This window comes from Bradyrhizobium cosmicum (genome assembly GCF_032290525.1).
GTDB lineage: Bacteria > Pseudomonadota > Alphaproteobacteria > Rhizobiales > Xanthobacteraceae > Bradyrhizobium > Bradyrhizobium cosmicum_A.
On sequence record NZ_JASXTA010000009.1, the window covers coordinates 62,530 to 81,985 of the forward strand.

Consider the following 19,456-nt stretch of genomic DNA (forward strand, 5'->3'; position numbering starts at 1 on the left):
ACAAGCCGCATTTTGGGTCAGATGATGGGCGGTCCGGATTGCCATTGTTTCACGGCGTCGAGCGGATGGATCAGCATCAGGATATTGAGCGTCAGATTGTCGCGAATATGGAGCGCCAGCATGATTTCGAAGGCGAGCCCGAGCAGGACCGTCACCGTTACAGGCAGCGTGCGTGCGGCGAGGAACCCGAGCACCATGAACAGCGTGTCGGAGATCGAATTGACGATGCTGTCGCCGAAATAGTCCAGCGAGATCGTGCCGGCGCGGTAGCGCTCGATGATGAACGGTGAGTTCTCGACGATCTCCCAGGCGCCTTCGATCAGCATGGCGGTGATCAAGCGCGCCGGCCACGACAAAGGCACGAACGGCAGCCGCGCAAACAGCAGCCAGGTCAATCCATAGAACAGGAAGCCGTGCAGCACGTGCGAGAAACTGTACCAGTCGGCGATGTGCTGCGAGTTCTCCGAGCTGTTCACCACGCCATGCCAGAGCTTGACGTAGCCGCAGGTGCAGATCGGCACCCGCCCCATGGCGAACAGGATCGAGGCCTGCAGGGCCAGCAACAACAGCGCGATGCCGGCCCATGCGAGCGGCGGTACCGTGACCTTGCTTTCGAGCGTGCTTGTTAGAGTCATGGTTCGTGCACCATCAACAGCGCCGGCCCGTCCGGCGTCTCGACGATGCGGTCGCGGACAAATCCAGCCTTCTCATAGGCGCGGATGGCGCGTGCATTGCGCGGATCAGGATCGGTGACAATGCGCGGCAGACCCTGCCGCAGTTGCTCGCCGGCGAACTGGCGAATCAACGACGAACCGTGGCCATGCCCGATCATGTCGTTTTCGCCGATGAACTGGTCGATCCCACGCGTGCCCTCCGGTTGCGGGCCGAAACCTGCATTCCAGGCTGTCAGGCTGTAGCACTGAAGATAGCCGAACGGGCGCATCCCCGCCAACACGATGAACTGGTCCATTGCCGGCTCATCGAGATCGCCGCTCACCAGCGAAAATTGCTCGTCCGGATCGCCCCACCATTCCCGCACATGCGCCTCGCCCAGCCAGCGCCGGATCAACGGCAAATCGGCCGCGGTCATCGGGCGGAAGGTGTAGGCGAGAGCCATGGCCTAGCCGGCCGACAGGGCTTCGATGGTGACGTTGCGGTTGGTGTAGACGCAGATGTCGGCGGCGATGTCGAGCGAGCGGCGGACGATGGTTTCGGCGTCCTTGTCGGTGTCGAGCAGGGCGCGGGCGGCCGCCAGCGCGTAATTGCCGCCGGAGCCGATCGCCATGACCCCGGCCTCGGGCTCCAGCACGTCGCCGGTGCCGGTCAGCACCAGGGAGACGTCCTTGTCGGCCACGATCATCATGGCCTCCAGCCGCCGCAAATAACGGTCGGTGCGCCAGTCCTTGGCCAGCTCGACCGCGGCCCGGGTCAACTGCCCCGGATATTGCTCGAGCTTGGCCTCCAGGCGCTCGAATAGGGTGAAGGCGTCGGCTGTGGCGCCGGCAAAGCCGCCGATGACGTCGCCCTTGCCGAGCTTTCGAACCTTCCTGGCGTTGGACTTGATTACGGTCTGGCCGATCGAGACCTGGCCGTCGCCGCCGACCACCACCTTGCCGGCCTTGCGGACCGTCAAAATCGTAGTGCCGTGCCAGACCGGCGAGCTGTTTGGGGAGTCCTGCATGGAATACCTCGTTGTCCTGACTGATCTAGGCGGTCGGGGCTCTGGGCACAACGGGCCGCTCCGGCCCCAAATTTTGCTCACCATAGGCCCAAGTGCTGCCCTGCAGGGCGTTCCCGCAGTAGCGAAGGCGTCATTTGGCTGTTAAAAGACCGGCGTTTTCGGGCCAAACGGGCATGATCCGGAAAAGTGGGCACCGGTTTTCCGAGACGATCATGCCCAACCAAATGCGAAAGCTTTCAATGCGCACCGCGTCGATCAAGCGCAAGACCAAGGAAACCGACATCGAGGTCACCGTGAACCTCGATGGCACCGGCGTGTCCAATATCGCGACCGGCATCGGCTTTTTCGACCATATGCTCGATCTCCTCGCCCGCCATTCCCGCATCGACCTCACGGTCAAGGCGGTGGGCGATCTGCACATTGATCATCACCATACCACCGAAGACACCGGCATCGCGCTCGGCCAGGCCGTCAGGCAGGCGCTCGGCAACATGGCGGGCATCACCCGCTATGCCGGCGTGCACATGCCCATGGACGAGACGCTGTCGCGCGTGGTGATCGACATCTCGGGCCGTCCGTTTCTGGTGTTCAAGGCCGACTTCCCCCGCGACAAGATCGGTGAGTTCGACACCGAGCTGGTGCGCGAGTGGTTCCAGGCCTTCGCCATCAACGCCGGCGTGACTCTCCACGTCGAGACCCTATATGGCGATAACAGCCACCATATCGCCGAATCCTGCTTCAAGGGTCTGGCGCGGGCGCTGCGCACCGCGATCGCGATCGATCCGAAGGCTGCGGGCGAAATCCCGTCCACCAAGGGCTCGCTCGGCGGCTGACGTCTCGGGCCAGCGGCACGCGCCGCTTGCGGTATCACTGAATTCTTGAGAACGAGGCATCACCATGCCTGTCTATACGGTTCATGCTCCCTCCCCTGCCGGAGCCGATCTGCGCGCGACCGACAAGTTCGTGTTCGTGCGCGACGGCTTCCATTTCTGGGCGATGGTCTTCGGCCCGCTCTGGCTGTTGTGGCATCGGCTGTGGCTGGCGTTGATCGGCTGGGTGATCTTCTTCGCCGCTTTCAATGCGGGGCTGTCCAGCCTCGGCATCGGGCGTGGCTCGATCTTCTTCGCCGATCTCATCGTCGCGCTGCTGACGGGATTTGAGGCCTCGAGCCTGCGCCGCTGGACTCTTTCACGCGGCAGTTGGCGTCAGCTCGATGTGGTCGTTGCGGATGATGAAGACACAGCAGAACGCCGCTTCTTCGAGCGCTGGAGCCAGAAGCAGCGCGGCATCGTCAACGATCAATGGGCCGTCGATCGCGGCGGCCCGCCGCCGACCCGCACCACGCCGGGTCAGCAATTCTCGAACCCGCCGCCGATTCCGGCGGGCGGCATCATTGGATTATTTCCAGAACCGGGAGGGTCAAGATGAGCGTCGCCATCATCGATTACGGTTCCGGGAATCTGCATTCCGCCGCCAAGGCCTTCGAGCGCGCCGCGCGCAGCATGGAGAATCCGCAAAAGGTCTTCGTCACCAGCGATCCGGACCAGGCCTACAGTGCGGACCGCCTGGTTCTGCCGGGCGTCGGCGCCTTCGCCGATTGCCGGCGCGGGCTCGATGCCGTCAACGGCATGGTCGAGGCGATCACCGAAGCCGTGCGCGTCAAGGCGCGGCCGATGTTCGGTATCTGCGTCGGCATGCAGCTGTTCGCCACCCGCGGCAAGGAGCACGTCATCACGCAGGGCCTGAACTGGATCGGCGGCGACGTCGAAAAGATCGCGCCGCGCGACGAGAGCCTCAAGATCCCGCACATGGGCTGGAATACGCTCGATGTGCTGCGGGAGCATCCGGTACTGGACAAGCTGCCGCTCGGGCCGAAGGGCCAGCACGCCTATTTCGTGCACTCCTACCACCTCAACGCCGCCAACGAGGCGGACGTGCTCGCGCGCGCCGATTATGGCGGGCCGGTCACCGCAATCGTCGGCAAGGACACCGCCATCGGCACGCAGTTTCACCCCGAGAAGAGCCAGCGCTTTGGGCTAGCCCTGATCTCGAACTTTTTGCGATGGAAACCGTGATCCTCTTTCCCGCGATCGATCTCAAGAACGGCCAATGCGTGCGCCTCGAGCAAGGCGACATGGCGCGCGCGACCGTGTTCAACCTCGATCCCGCGGCGCAGGCGCAGAGCTTTGTCGCGCAGGGTTTTGCGTATCTCCACGTCGTCGATCTCGACGGGGCCTTCGCAGGCAAGCCGGTGAATGCGCAGGCTGTCGAGGCGATGCTGAAGACGATCCGGATTCCGGTGCAGCTCGGCGGCGGCATTCGCGATCTCGCGACCGTCGAAGCCTGGTTCGACAAGGGCATCACCCGCGTCATCATCGGCACCGCCGCGGTGCGCGATCCTGAACTGGTGAAGGCAGCCGCGAAAAAGTTTCCCGGCCGCGTTGCGGTCGGCCTCGATGCCCGTGACGGCAAGGTCGCGGTCGAAGGCTGGGCCGAGACCTCGCAGGTGACGGCGCTGGAGATCGCGCAACGCTTCGAGGATGCCGGCGTTGCCGCCATCATCTTCACCGACATCGCGCGCGACGGTCTGCTCAAGGGCCTCAACCTCGATGCGACCATCGCGTTGGCCGACGCGATCTCGATCCCCGTGATCGCCTCCGGCGGCCTCGCCTCGATCGAGGACGTCAAGGCGATGCTGACGCCGCGCGCGAAAAAGCTCGCCGGCGCGATCGCGGGCCGGGCGCTCTATGACGGTCGGCTTGATCCCACTGCCGCCCTCACCCTGATCCGCAACGCGCGCGCCTAGGAGACGTCACATGTTCAAGGTGCGCGTGATCCCCTGCCTCGACGTCAAGGACGGACGGGTCGTCAAGGGCGTCAACTTCGTCGATCTGCGCGATGCCGGCGATCCCGTCGAGGCCGCGATCGCCTATGACGCCGCCGGTGCCGACGAGCTTACCTTCCTCGACATCACCGCGACCCACGAGAACCGCGGCATCATGCTGGACGTGGTCCGGCGCACGGCGGAAGCCTGCTTCATGCCCGTCACCGTCGGCGGCGGCGTGCGCAAGGTGGACGACATCAAGACGCTGCTGCGCGCCGGCGCCGACAAGGTCTCGATCAACAGTGCCGCGGTGTCGCGGCGCGAGTTCGTCAAGGAAGCCGCCGAAAAATTCGGCGAGCAGTGCGTGGTGGTCGCGATCGACGCCAAGCGCGTCAAGCGCGCCGGTGGCGGAGAGCGCTGGGAGATCTTCACCCATGGCGGCCGCAACTCGACCGGCATCGACGCCATCGAATATGCCCAGGAAGTGGTCTCGCTCGGTGCCGGCGAAATCCTGCTCACCTCGATGGACCGCGACGGCACCAGGCAGGGTTTTGACATCCCGCTGACCCGGGCGATCGCCGACAGCGTTTCCGTTCCCGTGATCGCCTCGGGCGGCGTCGGCAATCTCGACCACCTCGTCGACGGTATCCGCGACGGCCACGCCACCGCCGTGCTGGCCGCTTCGATCTTCCATTTCGGGGAATTTACCATCCGCGAAGCCAAGGAGCATATGTCTCGGCGCGGGCTGCCCATGCGCCTCGATGCCTGACGACTCCCGTTCATAAAAATGCTACATCAACGGGTGAGGACCGGCTAATCCGCTGAGGTCATCGGCCAGGTCGCGTTTTCCGAGTATTCTGTATGCCGCGTTTCACGATCCACGATCTGGCCCAGACCATCGACGCCCGGGCGGCGGCCGGCGGCGAGGCCTCGTATACCCGCAAGCTCCTGGACAAGGGCGCAGAACATTGCGCCAAGAAGTTCGGTGAGGAAGCAGTCGAAACCGTAATCGCAGCAGTCGAAAACGATCGCGATCACCTGATCGCCGAAGGCGCCGACCTGCTCTACCATTTCCTTGTGTTGCTCAAGGCCCGCGGCGTAAAGCTGGAGGAGGTCGAGGCCGCACTGGACAAGCGGACCAATATGTCAGGGTTGGAAGAAAAGGCGTCGCGCAAGGGCGGCAGCTGAGGTGGAGAGTCGCGTCATGGATATCCGCGCACCCGAGCAGCAGTATAATCCGTACCGCCTCTACACGCGCGAGCAATGGGCGCGGTTGCGCGACGACACGCCGATGACGCTGGAGCCTGGCGAATTCGACCGGCTGCGCTCGCTGCATGATCGATTGGACTTGCAGGAGGTCGAGGACATTTATCTTCCACTGTCGCGATTGCTGTCGATCTATGTCGATGCGATGCAGCGGCTGTATTACGCGGAGCGCCAGTTCCTTAACATCCGCGACCGCAAGATGCCCTACATCATCGGCGTCGCCGGCTCGGTCGCGGTCGGAAAATCCACCACGGCTCGCGTGCTCCAGGCGCTGCTGGCGCGCTGGTCGCCGCGCCCCAAGGTCGAGCTGATCACGACCGACGGTTTTCTCTATCCCAACGCCGTGCTCGAGCGGCAGGGCCTGATGCAGAAGAAGGGCTTTCCGGAGAGCTACGACCTGCCGCTGCTGCTCAGCTTCCTCTCCGACATCAAGGCCGGCCGCCGCCATGTGCGCGCGCCGGTCTACTCGCATCTGACCTACGACATCGTGCCGAACGAATGGGCTGAGATCGATCAGCCCGACATCCTGATCGTCGAGGGCGTCAACGTGCTGCAGACCGGCAAGCTGCCGCGCGACGGCAAGGCGGTGCCTGTGGTCTCCGACTTCTTCGATTTCTCGGTCTATATCGATGCCGACGAGGCGGCGCTGCGGCAGTGGTACATCAGGCGTTTCCTGTCGCTGCGCGACACTGCCTTCGTCAATCCAAAGTCCTACTTCAACCGCTACGCGCTGCTGTCTGACGAGGAAGCCACTGCCACCGCGATCGCGATCTGGGAGCGCACGAACCTTGCCAACCTCGAGGACAACATTCTGCCGACCCGCCCCCGCGCGACGCTGATCCTGAAGAAGGGCGCCGACCACACCGTGTCGAGCGTGGCGCTGCGAAGGTTGTAGTTGGGCTCGTGCCGGGTAGCCTCGCGATGTTCCCGAAGCTCGGCTTTGCCGCCGGTCAATCATCGCGTTGGAAGCCGGCATGAAGCGCCCGAGATACCTCTCGATCGCCGTATGTCTGGCAACGGCTCATCTCTTGTTGGCGTTGAGCTCTCTTCTCGTCGGTCATTCCCTGGCGATGGCACGCTTCGACTCGGCTGAAAGTATCAGCCAGGCCGAAAGTCTGGTCAGGGCACTGTCGGACACGCTTTTTTGGCCCGCCTCTCAGGTCCAGGCCAAGGGAGTATCCTCCGCGCTACAATGGGCAGCTGTTGTTGGAAACAGCATGCTTTGGGGAGCTGTTCTTGCGGTCCCCGTCTGGCGATCGGGACGATGGCTGAGCAGCCAAGGTGCTGGCCTCCAACGACGGGTTTGAGTGGCCGCGAAACGTCGCGAGCGGCGTCTCGTCATGTCGCGCTTGCTCCAGCCGTCACTTGCCGGCTTTCGCAATCCAATCCGCGGGCTTGATACGCCCCGCGAAAGTCGCAGCACCAGTGGTGCTTGCCCGGTAGACGAAGGCTTCGCCTTCCCCGACATCGCCGGCGTCCTTGCTGAAGGCGTCGGCGATATTGGTCTTGTGCGTGACCAGGAAGGTGTTGGTGCCGGCCCGCGGCGATGCATCGACGAGCTGACGCACGGCCAGCCCGGCCTTTGCGTTTGCACCGGTCGGGTTCGCCATTCCGGACGCGCTGGCGTTGCTGCTGTCCGTCAACGCCTCGACTGGCTTGACCTCGCGGCCGGAGAGCAGCTTGCCGGCCTCGATGCCACGGTTCAGCCTGCTGGTGTAGACATCGCCGACGGGAATTGCGAACTCCCTGATTGCCGCGCCGATCTGCCGCGCCATGTCCCTGCCCTTTTCACTCAACTGGCGCTGGGCGCTCATGTCGTCGAACTTGAACGGGTAGACGTCCTTCTGGCTCTCGTCGGTGGCGGTGTGGCGAAACACCAGCACATAACCGCCTTGCTTGAGCGAAGCGAACAGTTCCGGGCCATCGGCCGCGGCGGCCGAGCTGAATCCGGCAAGAAGAACAATCGCAGCGAGGCGGTAAAGCGCGTTCATCTCCGTGACCTCGTGTCTTGAAAACGGTCCCCGGAAGGATGGTGACGTGCAGCGGGGTCGATTTCAATCATCGAATGTCGACGGAGATGACGTTCCCATGCGCGGAAACGCTGGGGCGGTCGTGGATCAGACCGCCAGATGCCGGGCCGCCGCCAGCCCCGTCAGCGCCTCTTCCAGCTTCTCGCGATCCAGCGGCTTGATCAAAAACCCGTTCATGCCCGCCTCGAAGCAGGCATAGCGGTCCTCCACCAGCGTATTGGCGGTCAGCGCCAGGATCGGCGTGTGGCGGCTGCCTGTGGCGGCCTCATGCGCGCGGATCCGCTTGGTCGCCTCGATGCCGTCGAGCTGCGGCATCTGGATGTCCATCAGCACGAGATCGTAGGGCGTGCCGGCCGATGCCGCGGCGAGCCCGGATTCCAGCGCGGCCTCGCCATCGACGGCAATGACGACACGGTGGCCGAGCTTGGTCAGCAACGACCGCATCAGCAGTGCGTTGATCTCGTTGTCCTCGGCGACGAGGATCGACAGGCCCTTCGCCGCCATTGCATTGGCGGTGTTCTCAATCGGGGGCTCTGGGGCGAGATCCGGTGCGACAATTTCGGGCGGTCGCGTCAGGCGCGCGGCGAGCGAGGCGGCGCGCAGCGGCTTGACCAGAAAGCCGGTGAAGGCCGGCGAAATCTTCTCATGGCGCGAGCCCGACGTCAGCAGCACCAGCCGCTGCGAGGCGTGTGTGCGAGCCGCTTCGCCCAGGCGGTCGGCGACGTCAGGACCGAGCGCACGGTCGATCAGCACCGCGTGCCACGATCGTTCGGGCAACAGCGCCTCAGCGACCGCTCGATCCGAAACCAGGCAGATCTGGCCGCTCCAGCGCTCCAGCCGCCGCGCGATCAGCGAGGCCTCGATGCCGTCAGCGATCAGCAGGATCGATTTGCCGGTGAGGTCGGGGCTTGGAAACGCCGTCTGTCCGCTGCCTCCTTGCGATGGCGCGAGCGGGATCGCGACCTCGAATGTCGAGCCTTTGCCCGGTTCGCTCGTGAGCGTGATTCGGCCGCCCATGCGCTTGGCGATGCGCTCGCTGATGGCAAGGCCGAGGCCGGTGCCGCCATAGGTGCGCGCGACGCCCTCGTCGGCCTGCTCGAATTCGCGGAAGATGCGTTGCTGCGCTTCGGGTGCGATACCGATGCCGGTATCGCGCACCAGGAAGCTGATCTCGTTCGGCCAGATGCCGGGCTCGACGATCAGCGCGACGCCGCCGGTCGCGGTGAACTTGATGGCATTGCCGGCAAGATTGAGCAGCACCTGGCGCAGCCGCGCGGCATCGCCGACCACCTCGAGCGGCAGGCGCTCGTCGACATAGGCGGCGATCTCGAGATTCCTGGCCTGCGCGCGCGGCGCCAGCAGCTCGGTGATCTCCTCGATCAGGGTGGAGAGCGCGAACGGACGCTGCTCGAGATCGAGCTTGCCGGCCTCGATCTTGGAATAATCGAGCAGCTCCTCGATCAGCGCCATCAGGGCTTCGCCGGAGGTTTTCACCGCGCGGGCGTAGGTGGTCTGCTCCGGAGTCAGATTGGTGTCGAGCAACAGGCCGCCCATGCCGATGATGCCGTTCAGCGGCGTGCGGATCTCGTGCGAGGCCATCGCCAGAAAACGCGATTTGGCGCGGTTGGCAGCATCGGCCTGGTCGCGCGCCTCCGACAGCGCCCGTTCGGTCTCGGTCCGGTCGGTGACGTCGCGACCGACGCTCTGCAACTCGGCGGGCTGGCCGGCATCGAGGCGGACATAGCCCTCGCGCCAGGCGATCCAGCGCGCGCCGAGCGGGGTGGCGATCCTCTGGTCGTGAATGCGGGTGCCGTTGCTTTCGCGGGCGCCGTCGCCCTGCTCCAGCACGTCGAAATCGAAGCGGGTGCCGACCAGCGCGCCGCGCGCCCGGCCCGCGAGCGCGCAATAGGCGTCGTTGGCGAAGGTGATGCGGCCGCTTGTGTCGCGCAGCACGATCAGATCGCCCTGCTGCTCGAACAGGCTGCGGGCGCGTTCCTCCGCTTCCTTCAGCTCCCAATTGCGATCGATCAGCGCTTCGTTGTGGGCGGCGAGGGTGCGCAGACGCTTGTTGACGAAACGGAGGCGCATGCTGAGCGTGGCGAGGCCCAGGCAGGCGAGCGCGAACAGGAAGCTCGCGCCGATCGCAAACGCGTTGGGGTCATAGCCGGAGTTCTCGGACCGGCTGCCGGAGACGAAGCCATAGGCGCCGCCGAACGTCGCCGAGAAGATCATGAAGGAGCGGATCGCGAAGGCGATTCTGGGATGCTGCCGCCTGAAGCGGCGCATGCGCACCTTGATCCGGAACGTCCGATCCATCGCCACCGACCCCGACTCTTGTGCGAAATTCCGCCACCGCCGCCTGCGACGATGTCGCCTCGACCTTGCGAACAGTTTGAGGCTTCGGCGCTGCCTCCAAACAGGGTTGACGAGGTGTTAACGGCTCAGAGCGAGGCGGCCTGGAGCGGGAGCGGGCGGTGTCCGCCATGGGCGCCGACGATCAGCGCCGCCGCCTCGCGCTGCGAGAACGTCTTCGAGCGCACATAGATGCGGTAATCCGCCGGTCCCTCGGTGGAGAGTTAGATCACCGGACCGCCGTCGACGGGCTCCGCGGCAATCGAGATCAGACGGGTCGAGGGATTGGCCTGGCAGGACTCCGCTTCCGAACCGAGCCCGTCGTCGACGACGGCGAAGTCGGCCGCGTCCGCATCGTCGGTGATCTGAACCCGCACCGTGGCCCGCGACAGATCGTCGGTGAAGGCGACATGCACGCCGGCGGTCCAGAACAGGGATGTCAGCTCGACCGAGGTGTCGCCCAGGGCGATGCAGGGATGCGAGACCGATCCGATCTCGCTGCGGGCAAACACCGCGGCGGCCAGCAGGGGAACAACCGAGGCCAGGATCTTGAAACGCAACATGACACTCTACTCGCCAGGCCCGACCGGAACTACGACGGGGAACTCTTGGGCCTTATGGTTTGCAGAGCGTAAAGGAAACTCGTTACCGCCGGGTTGATGCGCGGAATGATCATGCCATCTGGCGCACATCCTCCGCGAGGGGCGCGGTAGGACAGCGCTTCGGCGAGGTGCAGCCGGCCGATCTTGTCGGAATTGTCGAGGTCGGCGAGCGTGCGCGCCACCCGCAGCACGCGATGATAGCCGCGCGCCGACAGCCGCATGGTCTCGGCGGCGTCGCGCAGCAGTTTTTGGCCTTGCGCGTCGGGCTTGGCGATCTCCTCCAGCACGGAGGCCGGCGCCTCGGCGTTGGTGCGGATCTTCGGCAGGCCGGCGTCCGCGTAACGCGCGAGCTGGATGTCGCGCGCCGCTGCCACGCGCGCGGCGACCTCGGCCGAGCCCTCGGCCGGCGGCGGCAGGATCAGATCGGCTGCGGTGACGGCCGGCACCTCGATGCGCAGGTCGATGCGGTCCATCAGCGGTCCGGAGATGCGGGCCTGGTAATCGCCGGTGCAGCGGTCGATGCGGCCGCGCTTGCAGGCATAGCCGGGCTCGAACGCGTTGCCGCAGCGGCACGGATTCATCGCCGCGACCAGCATGAAGCGCGCGGGATAAGTCACGCGATGATTGGCACGGGAGACCGAGACCTCGCCGTTCTCCAGCGGCTGGCGCAGCGAATCCAGGACGCGCGGATCGAACTCCGGCAACTCGTCGAGGAACAGCACGCCCTGATGCGCGAGCGAGATCTCGCCGGGCTTGGCGCGGATGCCGCCGCCGGTAAGCGCGGCCATGCTGGCGGAATGATGCGGCGAGCGGAACGGCCGCCGCGCCGTCAGCGCGCCGCCCTCGATCTCGCCGGCAACCGAGGCGATCATGGAGACCTCTAACAATTCGCCCGGCGACAGCGGCGGCAGGATCGAGGGCAGGCGTGCGGCCAGCATCGACTTGCCGGCGCCGGGCGCACCGATCATCAACAGATGATGTCCGCCGGCAGCCGCAATCTCCAGCGCGCGCTTGGCGCTCTCCTGGCCCTTGATGTCGCGCAGGTCGAGCAGGGAGGCCGCGGCCTCGTGCACGCGCGGAGATGGCCGCGACAGCACCTGCGTGCCCTTGAAGTGGTTGGCGATCTGGATCAGCGACGTCGCGGCGATGATCTGGATGTCCGGGCTTGCCCATGCCGCTTCGGAGCCGCAGGCCGCCGGGCAGATCAAACCCTCCTCGCGCGCGTTGGCGCCGATCGCGGCGGGCAAAACCCCGGCCACCGGCGCAATCGAGCCGTCGAGGCCGAGCTCGCCGAGAACGGTGAAGCCGGTCAGCGCATCCGGCGGGATCGCGCCGATTGCGGCCATCAGCCCGAGCGCGATCGGCAGGTCGTAATGGCTGCCCTCCTTCGGGACGTCGGCCGGCGCCAGATTGACGATGATCCGCCGCGCCGGCAGCGCCAGCCCCGAGGCGATCAGCGCCGAGCGGACCCGTTCCCGCGCCTCCGACACCGCCTTGTCGGGCAGGCCGACGATGGCAAAGGCCGGCAGGCCGGGCGCGACCTGCACCTGCACGTCGACCGCGCGGGCCTCGATCCCCTCAAAGGCGACGGTAGAAACCCGCTGAACCATGCCCAAGCAACCTGCCCTCTTGCACAATCGAGGGTAGCAGAGCTCGGTCCCTTCCGCAAGAACAATACGGGAACGATCCCGCAGGCCCGGAAAACCCTAATCGGCCGTAAATATCACGAAGACACTACGCCTCGAATGCCAGCTTCTGTCCTCAGCACATTCCAACGAATGTTCGCTACTCCTAGGGGTGCGGGATGGGCCGTGGTCTAACGGGTGAACAATTCAGATGCTTGCAAATCGCCGGAGAAGCGAACGACGGGTGTGCACGCGGCTCGCCAAGATTCATTTTGGCGCGGGCTCGCTGCCGCGGGACTGCACGATCACGGATATCTCGGACGGGGGCGTGAAAGTGGTGGCGGAATTCCTGGAAGTGCCGCCGCAATTCACCATCATCTTCGCGCCGGACTATTCCCGCCAATGCCGTCTGCGCTGGCGTATCGGCTGCGAGTTCGGTGCTGAATTCACCGATTAGGCCACCGGGCCCGGCGTCCTTAACGGGACTTTAGCGTTAATCGGTAAGCATCTCTGATCAGTCGCCGAGTGATCAGAGTATGCCCACGCGTTCGTCCGTTGCTTTTCCCCCGGCGAGATTTCTGTTCTCAGTGCTTCTGGTGCTTGCCCTCGGCGGCTGTCAGACCATGAGCCTGGAGGACGTCACCGGCGCGCTCGGCAGCAAGCCGGAAACGGCCGGCAAGACCGACCCGAAGGCCGACCCCAGGCGGGACATGGATGCCCTTCGCGAGCGCTATCGCGCCAAGCCTGGTGATCCCAACGTCGCGCTCGAATACGGCAAGGCGTTGCGCGAGACCGGCCAGCGCGCGCAGGCGGTCGCGGTGCTGGAGCAGGCCGTGCTCGCCCATCCCAGCAACAAGGCGCTGCTCGCCGGCTACGGCCGCGCGCTCGCCGACAGCGGCAACTTCCAGCAGGCTTTCGATGTGCTCGGCCGGGCGCATGCGCCGGAAGATCCCGACTGGCGCATCCTGTCGGCGCAGGGCGCGGCGCTCGACCAGCTCGGCCGCGGCGAAGAGGCGCAGCAATATTATGCGGCTGCGCTGAAGATCGTGCCCGAAGAGCCGCAGGTTCTGTCCAATCTCGGCCTGTCCTACATGCTCCAGAACAATCTGCCGCGGGCCGAGGAAACGCTGCGCCGCGCCAATGCGCGCAATCCCGCCGATTCCCGCGTGCGCGCCAACCTCGCGCTGGTGGTGGGCCTGCAAGGCAAGCAGGCCGAGGCCGAGACCATCGTGAAGGGCGACCTGCCGCCGGACCAGGCCGCGGCAAAGGTCACGGCGCTGCGGCAACTGCTGGCCAAGAAGCAGCAGCGGGCGGACAAATAGCCCGCCGGCCGCTTGTTCCTACGATGCCTTGCGATGCGGGGCCGAGCCGCGGCTTGACCTGCCCTTGAGCTTCTTCAGCAGCGGTCCGAGCAGCGAGCGCTTCGGCTTCTTCACGTCGCCACGCCCGGCGAGGCGGTTCGCCATGTTCTGGAACAGAAGCGTGGTGCGGTGGCTTTTGGAGACCTCCGCGATCATCTGGCCGTTGTTGGCCGCGGTCGAGAACAGTTTCGAGTCGAACGGGATCACCGCGATCGGCTGGCTTTCCATTGTCTTGGCGAACGATTTGACGTCGATCTCCGCCCGCTTGTGCATGCCGACCTGGTTGATGCAGTAGAGCGGAGGCCGGTCGTTCGGCCGCGCCGCCTTCAGCACACTCAGCATATTCTTGGTGTTGCGCAAATTAGCAAGATCTGGCTCGGCCACGATGACGATGTCGTCGGCGTTGACCAGCGCGCGGCGGGTCCAGCCCGACCATTGGTGGGGAATGTCGAGCACGATGCAGGGCGTGGTCATGCGCAGCGTGTCGAAGATCGCATCAAAGGCCTCGGCGCCGAAATCGTAGACGCGGTCGAGGGTGGCAGGCGCCGCGAGAAGGCTGAGGCGCTCGGTGCATTTGGAGAGCAGACGCTCCATCAGCGCCGTGTCCGGCCTGTCCTGCGAGAGCACCGCGTTGGCGATGCCCTGCACCGGGTCCTGGTTGTAGTCGAGGCCTGCGGTGCCGAAGGCGAGGTCGAGATCGATCACGACGGAATCGAGCGCGAGGTCGCGGGCGATGGTCCAGGCGACATTGTGTGCGACGGTAGACGCACCGACGCCGCCCTTGGCGCCGACCACGGCGATGACGCGGCCGGTGATGATGGCTTCGGACGCCGAGAACAGGCTGCAGATCGAGCGGACGACGTCGAGCGTTTCGACCGGTCCGATCACGTAGTCGTTGACACCGCGGCGCACCAGTTCGCGATAGGGCGCGGTGTCGTTCGGATTGCCGATCACGACCACGCGGGTGCCGGGATCGCAGACGCCGGCGAGGTCGTCGAGACCCTCGAGGATGTCGCGCGTGCCGTCGGATTCGATCACGATCACGTTCGGCGTCGGCATCGTCTCATAGACTTCGATGGCCGCGGCAAGCCCGCCGTCCCTGGCGGTGAGATGCGCCTTGGCGAGACGGCGATCCTCGCCGGCCGCGGTCACCGCTTTGAGCGTCTGCGCGGTCTCGCAAAAGGCCTGCACGGAGATCCGGGGAACCGGCGCAATGTGTTCCTCGGGGTGCCGCGGTTCGTCCGCTTCTTCGTCGTGGATTCCTGTCATTTGCCGGTGTCGCTGAGTTTGGCCTTGTCGGCCTCGGGATAGGAGGTCGCCGTCGTCGAGCCCTTGCGGTAGCGGTCGAAGGCCATGTCGCGCCGCGCCGTGTAGGCGGGCGTCTCGGCGCGCGGCTGCTCCAGGTCGGCGGGATTGTCGATCATGGCCGCAAGGTTGCGCTGGCTGGCGCAGCCCAGGTTGAAGTACGGCCGGTTCTCGTTGTAGCCGGGGTCGAGGATATTCGGGCCAAGGTCTTCCGGCCACAGCCCGCACGGGCCCGCGACCGCGGCGATCTTCGAATAGCTCAGGCGGATCGTCGGCAGCAGTCCCGGATCCTCTGGTCGATAGGGATGCTGGACGACGGCGCGCGACGGCACGCCGCCGGATGCGAGCAGGGCGCGGATTTCGCGGTAGGTCGCCGCCGCGGCGCGCGAATTCGCGGCGTCGACGGGCACGTCGACCACGACGGAGCCGGTGCCTTCGCGGACCCAGTCCCGGGCGATGCCCGCGACGTCCGCGTGCTGTGCGGCCGAGAGGCCGCCTCTGGCCTTGCCGACGAAGATGACGATCGACTTTTTGGCTTCCTGCACCGCGATCGGGTGACGCTGGCGATAGTCGGTCGGCACCGTCTGGGTGACGATGTCACCGGTGGTGTTGCAGGCGCCGAGCAGGACGGAGAGCCCCGTCAATGCCAGCGCGACCCGCAGGTTGCGACGTCGATCCGCGATCGTCTTCGTCATCGCCTTGTCCCCTCTTGCCCCGTTTCTTGCCCGGTCCCCAAACCGTTCGTCTCAGTCGATGATGAAGCCGAAATCGCCGTGGCTCGCGTCGATCGGATCGGCGCGGCGCGCGATGCCATAAAGGCGGTTCATGCGGCCGAGCAGCGCCGTCTGCGCGTCTGAGGCCGGCGCAAAGCCGTCGTCGGGCCGCGACAATTCCTTCTGGGCGACTGCGCGCACCACATAGGGCGTCACGATCACCATCAGCTCGCTCTCGTTGTTGACGAAGTCCTGGCTGCGGAACAGCGCGCCGATGATCGGCACCTGGTCGACGCCGGGCAGGCCGTTGATCGCCTGCTTGGTGTGCTGCTGGATCAGGCCGGCCATCGCCATCGATCCGCCCGAGGGAATTTCCAGCGTGGTCTCGGCGCGGCGGGTCTGGACCGACGGGATGGTGATGGAATTCGATGAGTTCAAGGACACCGCCTGCGTCAACGTGATCGAGTTCTGGTTCGACAGCTCCGACACCTCCGTCATCACCCGCAGGCTGATACGGCCTTCGCTGAGCACGACCGGGGTGAAGTTCAGCGAGATGCCGAACTTCTTGTAGGTGACCTGGGTGGTACAGACGTGGGTGACCGGATCGCAGGAATAGCCTGCGGGAATCGGGAATTCGCCGCCGGCGATGAAGGTGGCGGATTCGCCCGAGATCGCGGTCAGGCTCGGTTCGGCCAGGGTGCGCATCACGCCGGCGCTTTCCATCGCGCGCATCGTCGCGCTGACGGTGGCGACGCCCTTGGCGAGGCCGGCCACGCCGAGCCCGTTGCTGCCGACGATCGGCCCGCCGCTGACCGAGAACGGATTGGAGTTGTTGAAATTCACCACTGCGGTGCCGGCGTTCAGGCTGGCGCTGAGGTCGACGCCCAGCTGCTTGACGATGTCACGCCTGACCTCGCCGACCACGACCTTGAGCATCACCTGGTCGCGGCCGCGGACGACGATGTTGTTGACGACCTTGTCCGAGCCGCCGACGAGTTTTGCGGCAACATCGCCGGCCTGCTGGGCCTCGACCGGGCTGGACACCGAGCCGGTCAGCATCACGCTGTCGCCGACGCCTTCGATCTGCACGCCCGGCAGCGACTGGCGCAGCGCCGCGCGCATGCCGTTGAGGTCGCGCTTCACCGCGATGTCGTAGGAGGCGACCTGCTGGCCGTCGGCGGCAAAAAACACGATGTTGGTCTGGCCGACCTGGCCGCCGATGATATAGGCGCGCTGCGCCGAGCGGATCACCGCATTGGCGATCTTGGGATCGGCCACCAGCACGTCCTTGACCTCGCGCGGCAGGTCGATGACGACCGACTTGCCGACGCCGAGCGACAGCGAACGCGTGCGGGCCGATGCGATGGACCCGACCGGCGAGACGCCGAGATCCGGTGCCTGCAGCGGCGCCTGGTCGCCGACCGGCGCGTCCGCGGCGCTGGCGAAGTCAGGGGCGACCAGCCCCAGCATCAGCATTGCCCCTGCCCAGAACGGGTATGCGCGCTTCCCCCGAAGGCGCATGCCCGTACGATCATCCCCGTAGTTCATGCTGTCCCCATCATCACTTCTGTGACGTCAGTTGCTGTGCCTGCACGCCGTAGCGGATCACGCTCACGCCGCCGGAACGCTTGGCTGTCTCGTCCTCGAGCTTGAGGTCGACTGCGTTGGCATCGACGATGCTCCGCAGCGCGAGTGTGAGCGTGCCGCCCTGGCGCGCGGCCGAAAGTGCGGCGACCTGGTCGGGCCTGAGCTCGAGCGTGACGGTCTTGCCGAGCACCGCGGTCTGGCCGTCCTTTTCCCTCGGCGCCTGGTCGATCGCGAGCACGCGGATATTGGCCAGGATGACCTCGGACAGGATGAGGTCATTGCCGCCGGTCGGGCCATTGGCGCCATCGGGATTCTTCAGGCGGCGGGTCAGGATGATATCGACGCGGTCGTTCGGCAGGATGAAGCCGCCCGCGCCGGTCTCGGCGGAGATCTCGGTGGAAACGGCCCGCATGCCGGAGGGCAGGATCGCCGCCATGAAGCCGGAGCCATCGGCCTTCACCAGCTTCTGCTCGCGGATCGGCTCGCCCTGCATCAACGGCACGCGCGCGATCGAGCCGGCGATCTGGATCTGCGCCTCGGGCCTGTTGTCGCGGCGGATGAAGGCGTTGCTCGCGGTCGCCGCCGGCCAGGTCTGCCACTGCAGGTCCTCGGGCTTGACGGCCTGGCCGAGCTGGATGTCGTTCTTCGCGACCAGCACCTCGACCGTCGGCAGCTTTTCGGCGACGGGAAGAGCGGGCGCGGGCTTGTTGTCATAGCCGCTCGCCAGATAGGCGGCGACGCCGCCGGCGCCCAGCGCGATGACGAGAACGACAATGCGTGCGGTATTCATACGTTTCTACTCTTACGCGGGGCACTCGAACCGCACCTGGCGGGTTCCCCTGCATCGATGAGTAGGGAGTAAAAGTATAAGGGGTGTTGCGAGGCCGAGTGTGATGGGCCGTGACGACGCGCGTTCTGGGCGGATGGTGAACGTCGCGTTAGCCGGTCGGCCAGCGGCCCCGTAGATTCACGCAGGCGCGCTGCTGCGTTCGGATGAGACGCGGGGTGTCATGGTGAATGGGTGGTTACGGGTGCGTGCGCGTGAAGCCGCGCATGCAGTGCGTAGCCCGGATGGAGCGAAGCGCAATCCGGGTCCGCTGAATATGCCGAGGCATCCCGGACTCGCTGCGCTCCATCCGGGTACGAAAAGAGCGGCGCTACTTCGCCCGCTTCTGCTCGATCGCGTCCCAGACCTTCGCCGCGACATCGGGGCCGCCGAGCTTTGCAATCGCGCGGATGCCGGTGGGCGAGGTCACGTTGATCTCGGTGAGGTTGCCATTGATGACGTCGATGCCGACGAACAGCAGGCCGCGCTCGCGCAGCGCAGGTCCAACGGTGGCGCAGATCTCGCGCTCGCGCGGGGTGAGCTCGGTCTCCTGAGCAGCTCCGCCGCGCACCATGTTGGAGCGGAGGTCGTCGGCGGCCGGCACGCGGTTCACCGCACCGGCAAACTCGCCGTTGACGAGGATGATGCGCTTGTCGCCGTGCTTCACCTCGGGGATGAATTGCTGGATCACCCAGGCTTCCTTGAACGTCACCGAGAACATGTCGAACAGCGAGCCGAAATTCATGTCCTGCGGCATCACGCGGAACACCGCGGCGCCGCCATGGCCGTGCAGCGGCTTCATCACCACGGCGCCGTGCCTGTCCCGGAACGCGTTGATCTCGTCGAGGTCGCGCGAGATCAGGGTCGGCGGCATCAGCTGCGGAAAATTCATCACGAACAGCTTTTCCGGCGCGTTGCGCACCGAGGCCGGATCGTTGACCACCAGCGTCTTCGGATGGATGCGCTCGAGCAGATGCGTCGAGGTGATGTAGGCAAGATCGAACGGCGGATCCTGGCGCAGCAGCACCACGTCAAAGGCGTTGAGGGCTTCACGCTTCGGCTCGCCGAGGGTGAAATGGTTGCCGGGCTCGTCGCGCACGGTCAGAAGCTGGACGGGCGCGACGATCTCCTCGCCGACCATCGAGAGCTTGTCGGGCGTGTAATAGGACAGGCCGTGGCCGCGCTTCTGCGCCTCCAGGAGCAGCGCGAAGGTGGAATCGCCCTTGATGTTGATGCGGGCGATGGGGTCCATCTGGACGGCGACGTTGAGTTTCATGGTCTGCC

19 protein-coding genes and 2 pseudogenes are annotated in these 19,456 nt (G+C 65.7%); 9 read left to right on the forward strand and 12 right to left on the reverse strand.

Going from position 1 to position 19,456, the window contains the following annotated elements; all coding sequences use genetic code 11:
- Positions 1 to 17: 17 nt before the first annotated feature.
- From QSV46_RS17850 to hslV, 3 genes are read right to left on the reverse strand one after another with little or no spacing between them, the layout of a single operon-like run.
- Entirely contained in the window at positions 18 to 635 is a 618-nt protein-coding gene (locus tag QSV46_RS17850; protein ID WP_314953659.1) for a DUF2585 domain-containing protein, read from the reverse strand.
- Complete coding sequence (locus tag QSV46_RS17855; RefSeq protein ID WP_314953661.1) at positions 632 to 1,117, reverse strand: GNAT family N-acetyltransferase; 486 nt, start codon at positions 1,115 to 1,117, stop codon at positions 632 to 634. Before QSV46_RS17855 ends, QSV46_RS17850 begins: the two co-directional genes overlap by 4 nt.
- A gap of 3 nt (positions 1,118 to 1,120) precedes the next feature.
- Positions 1,121 to 1,681, reverse strand: coding sequence for an ATP-dependent protease subunit HslV (gene hslV, locus QSV46_RS17860; RefSeq protein WP_314953664.1), 561 nt, complete (start codon positions 1,679 to 1,681; stop codon positions 1,121 to 1,123).
- A 239-nt stretch (positions 1,682 to 1,920) separates the two neighbouring features.
- Here hslV and hisB point away from each other — a divergent pair, with 239 nt between their 5' ends.
- The 7 genes from hisB to coaA all read left to right on the forward strand — a co-directional run bounded on the left by hisB (position 1,921) and on the right by coaA (position 6,666).
- Positions 1,921 to 2,514, forward strand: coding sequence for an imidazoleglycerol-phosphate dehydratase HisB (gene hisB / locus QSV46_RS17865; protein ID WP_314954433.1), 594 nt, complete (start codon positions 1,921 to 1,923; stop codon positions 2,512 to 2,514).
- A gap of 64 nt (positions 2,515 to 2,578) precedes the next feature.
- The gene (locus QSV46_RS17870) at positions 2,579 to 3,109 is read left to right on the forward strand and encodes a DUF2628 domain-containing protein (protein ID WP_314953666.1); all 531 of its coding nucleotides are present in this window, start codon (positions 2,579 to 2,581) and stop codon (positions 3,107 to 3,109) included.
- Positions 3,106 to 3,756, forward strand: a complete 651-nt coding sequence (gene hisH, locus QSV46_RS17875; protein WP_314953669.1) for an imidazole glycerol phosphate synthase subunit HisH — start codon at positions 3,106 to 3,108, stop codon at positions 3,754 to 3,756. Before QSV46_RS17870 ends, hisH begins: the two co-directional genes overlap by 4 nt.
- Positions 3,744 to 4,487, forward strand: a complete 744-nt coding sequence (gene hisA, locus QSV46_RS17880) for a 1-(5-phosphoribosyl)-5-[(5-phosphoribosylamino)methylideneamino]imidazole-4-carboxamide isomerase (RefSeq protein WP_314953671.1) — start codon at positions 3,744 to 3,746, stop codon at positions 4,485 to 4,487. The genes hisH and hisA overlap by 13 nt, the downstream gene beginning before the upstream one ends.
- A 10-nt stretch (positions 4,488 to 4,497) precedes the next feature.
- The gene (hisF, locus tag QSV46_RS17885; protein WP_314953675.1) at positions 4,498 to 5,274 is read left to right on the forward strand and encodes an imidazole glycerol phosphate synthase subunit HisF; all 777 of its coding nucleotides are present in this window, start codon (positions 4,498 to 4,500) and stop codon (positions 5,272 to 5,274) included.
- A 92-nt stretch (positions 5,275 to 5,366) separates the two neighbouring features.
- A complete protein-coding gene (locus tag QSV46_RS17890) occupies positions 5,367 to 5,693 on the forward strand; it encodes a phosphoribosyl-ATP diphosphatase (RefSeq protein WP_314953678.1) in 327 nt (108 codons plus the stop codon).
- A gap of 16 nt (positions 5,694 to 5,709) precedes the next feature.
- Complete coding sequence (gene coaA, locus QSV46_RS17895; protein ID WP_314953681.1) at positions 5,710 to 6,666, forward strand: type I pantothenate kinase; 957 nt, start codon at positions 5,710 to 5,712, stop codon at positions 6,664 to 6,666.
- 466 nt (positions 6,667 to 7,132) lie between these two features.
- Here the strand turns inward: coaA and QSV46_RS17900 are convergent, their stop codons facing one another.
- From QSV46_RS17900 to QSV46_RS17915, 4 genes and pseudogenes are all read right to left on the reverse strand, one after another.
- Entirely contained in the window at positions 7,133 to 7,762 is a 630-nt protein-coding gene (locus QSV46_RS17900) for a histidine phosphatase family protein (RefSeq protein WP_314953684.1), read from the reverse strand.
- Positions 7,763 to 7,888: 126 nt separating this feature from the next.
- A complete protein-coding gene (locus QSV46_RS17905) occupies positions 7,889 to 10,117 on the reverse strand; it encodes an ATP-binding protein (protein WP_314953687.1) in 2,229 nt (742 codons plus the stop codon).
- A 125-nt stretch (positions 10,118 to 10,242) separates the two neighbouring features.
- Positions 10,243 to 10,716 (reverse strand): annotated as a pseudogene (locus QSV46_RS17910) (hypothetical protein).
- Between the two features lie 109 nt (positions 10,717 to 10,825).
- Positions 10,826 to 12,365, reverse strand: a pseudogene (locus tag QSV46_RS17915) (YifB family Mg chelatase-like AAA ATPase).
- 226 nt (positions 12,366 to 12,591) lie between these two features.
- Between QSV46_RS17915 and QSV46_RS17920 the strand changes: the two are divergent.
- Both QSV46_RS17920 and QSV46_RS17925 read left to right on the forward strand, forming a co-directional pair.
- On the forward strand, positions 12,592 to 12,837 hold the full coding sequence (locus QSV46_RS17920; protein WP_027534981.1) for a PilZ domain-containing protein: 246 nt from the start codon (positions 12,592 to 12,594) through the stop codon (positions 12,835 to 12,837).
- A gap of 79 nt (positions 12,838 to 12,916) precedes the next feature.
- Positions 12,917 to 13,702 (forward strand): tetratricopeptide repeat protein, encoded by a 786-nt coding sequence (locus QSV46_RS17925; RefSeq protein ID WP_314953699.1) that lies wholly within the window; start codon positions 12,917 to 12,919, stop codon positions 13,700 to 13,702.
- An 18-nt stretch (positions 13,703 to 13,720) separates the two neighbouring features.
- Here the strand turns inward: QSV46_RS17925 and QSV46_RS17930 are convergent, their stop codons facing one another.
- The 5 genes from QSV46_RS17930 to gshB form a co-directional block, all read right to left on the reverse strand.
- Positions 13,721 to 15,010 carry a CpaE family protein gene (locus QSV46_RS17930; protein ID WP_314953702.1) on the reverse strand — a complete coding sequence of 430 codons (1,290 nt, stop codon included), beginning with the start codon at positions 15,008 to 15,010 and terminating at the stop codon, positions 13,721 to 13,723.
- The gene (locus tag QSV46_RS17935) at positions 15,007 to 15,741 is read right to left on the reverse strand and encodes a CpaD family pilus assembly protein (RefSeq protein ID WP_314953705.1); all 735 of its coding nucleotides are present in this window, start codon (positions 15,739 to 15,741) and stop codon (positions 15,007 to 15,009) included. The genes QSV46_RS17930 and QSV46_RS17935 overlap by 4 nt, the downstream gene beginning before the upstream one ends.
- Before the next feature lie 51 nt (positions 15,742 to 15,792).
- The gene (locus tag QSV46_RS17940) at positions 15,793 to 17,307 is read right to left on the reverse strand and encodes a type II and III secretion system protein family protein (RefSeq protein ID WP_314953708.1); all 1,515 of its coding nucleotides are present in this window, start codon (positions 17,305 to 17,307) and stop codon (positions 15,793 to 15,795) included.
- Between the two features lie 13 nt (positions 17,308 to 17,320).
- Positions 17,321 to 18,136 (reverse strand): Flp pilus assembly protein CpaB, encoded by an 816-nt coding sequence (gene cpaB, locus QSV46_RS17945; protein WP_314953709.1) that lies wholly within the window; start codon positions 18,134 to 18,136, stop codon positions 17,321 to 17,323.
- A gap of 367 nt (positions 18,137 to 18,503) precedes the next feature.
- A complete protein-coding gene (gshB, locus tag QSV46_RS17950; protein WP_314953712.1) occupies positions 18,504 to 19,448 on the reverse strand; it encodes a glutathione synthase in 945 nt (314 codons plus the stop codon).
- Positions 19,449 to 19,456: the final 8 nt, after the last annotated feature.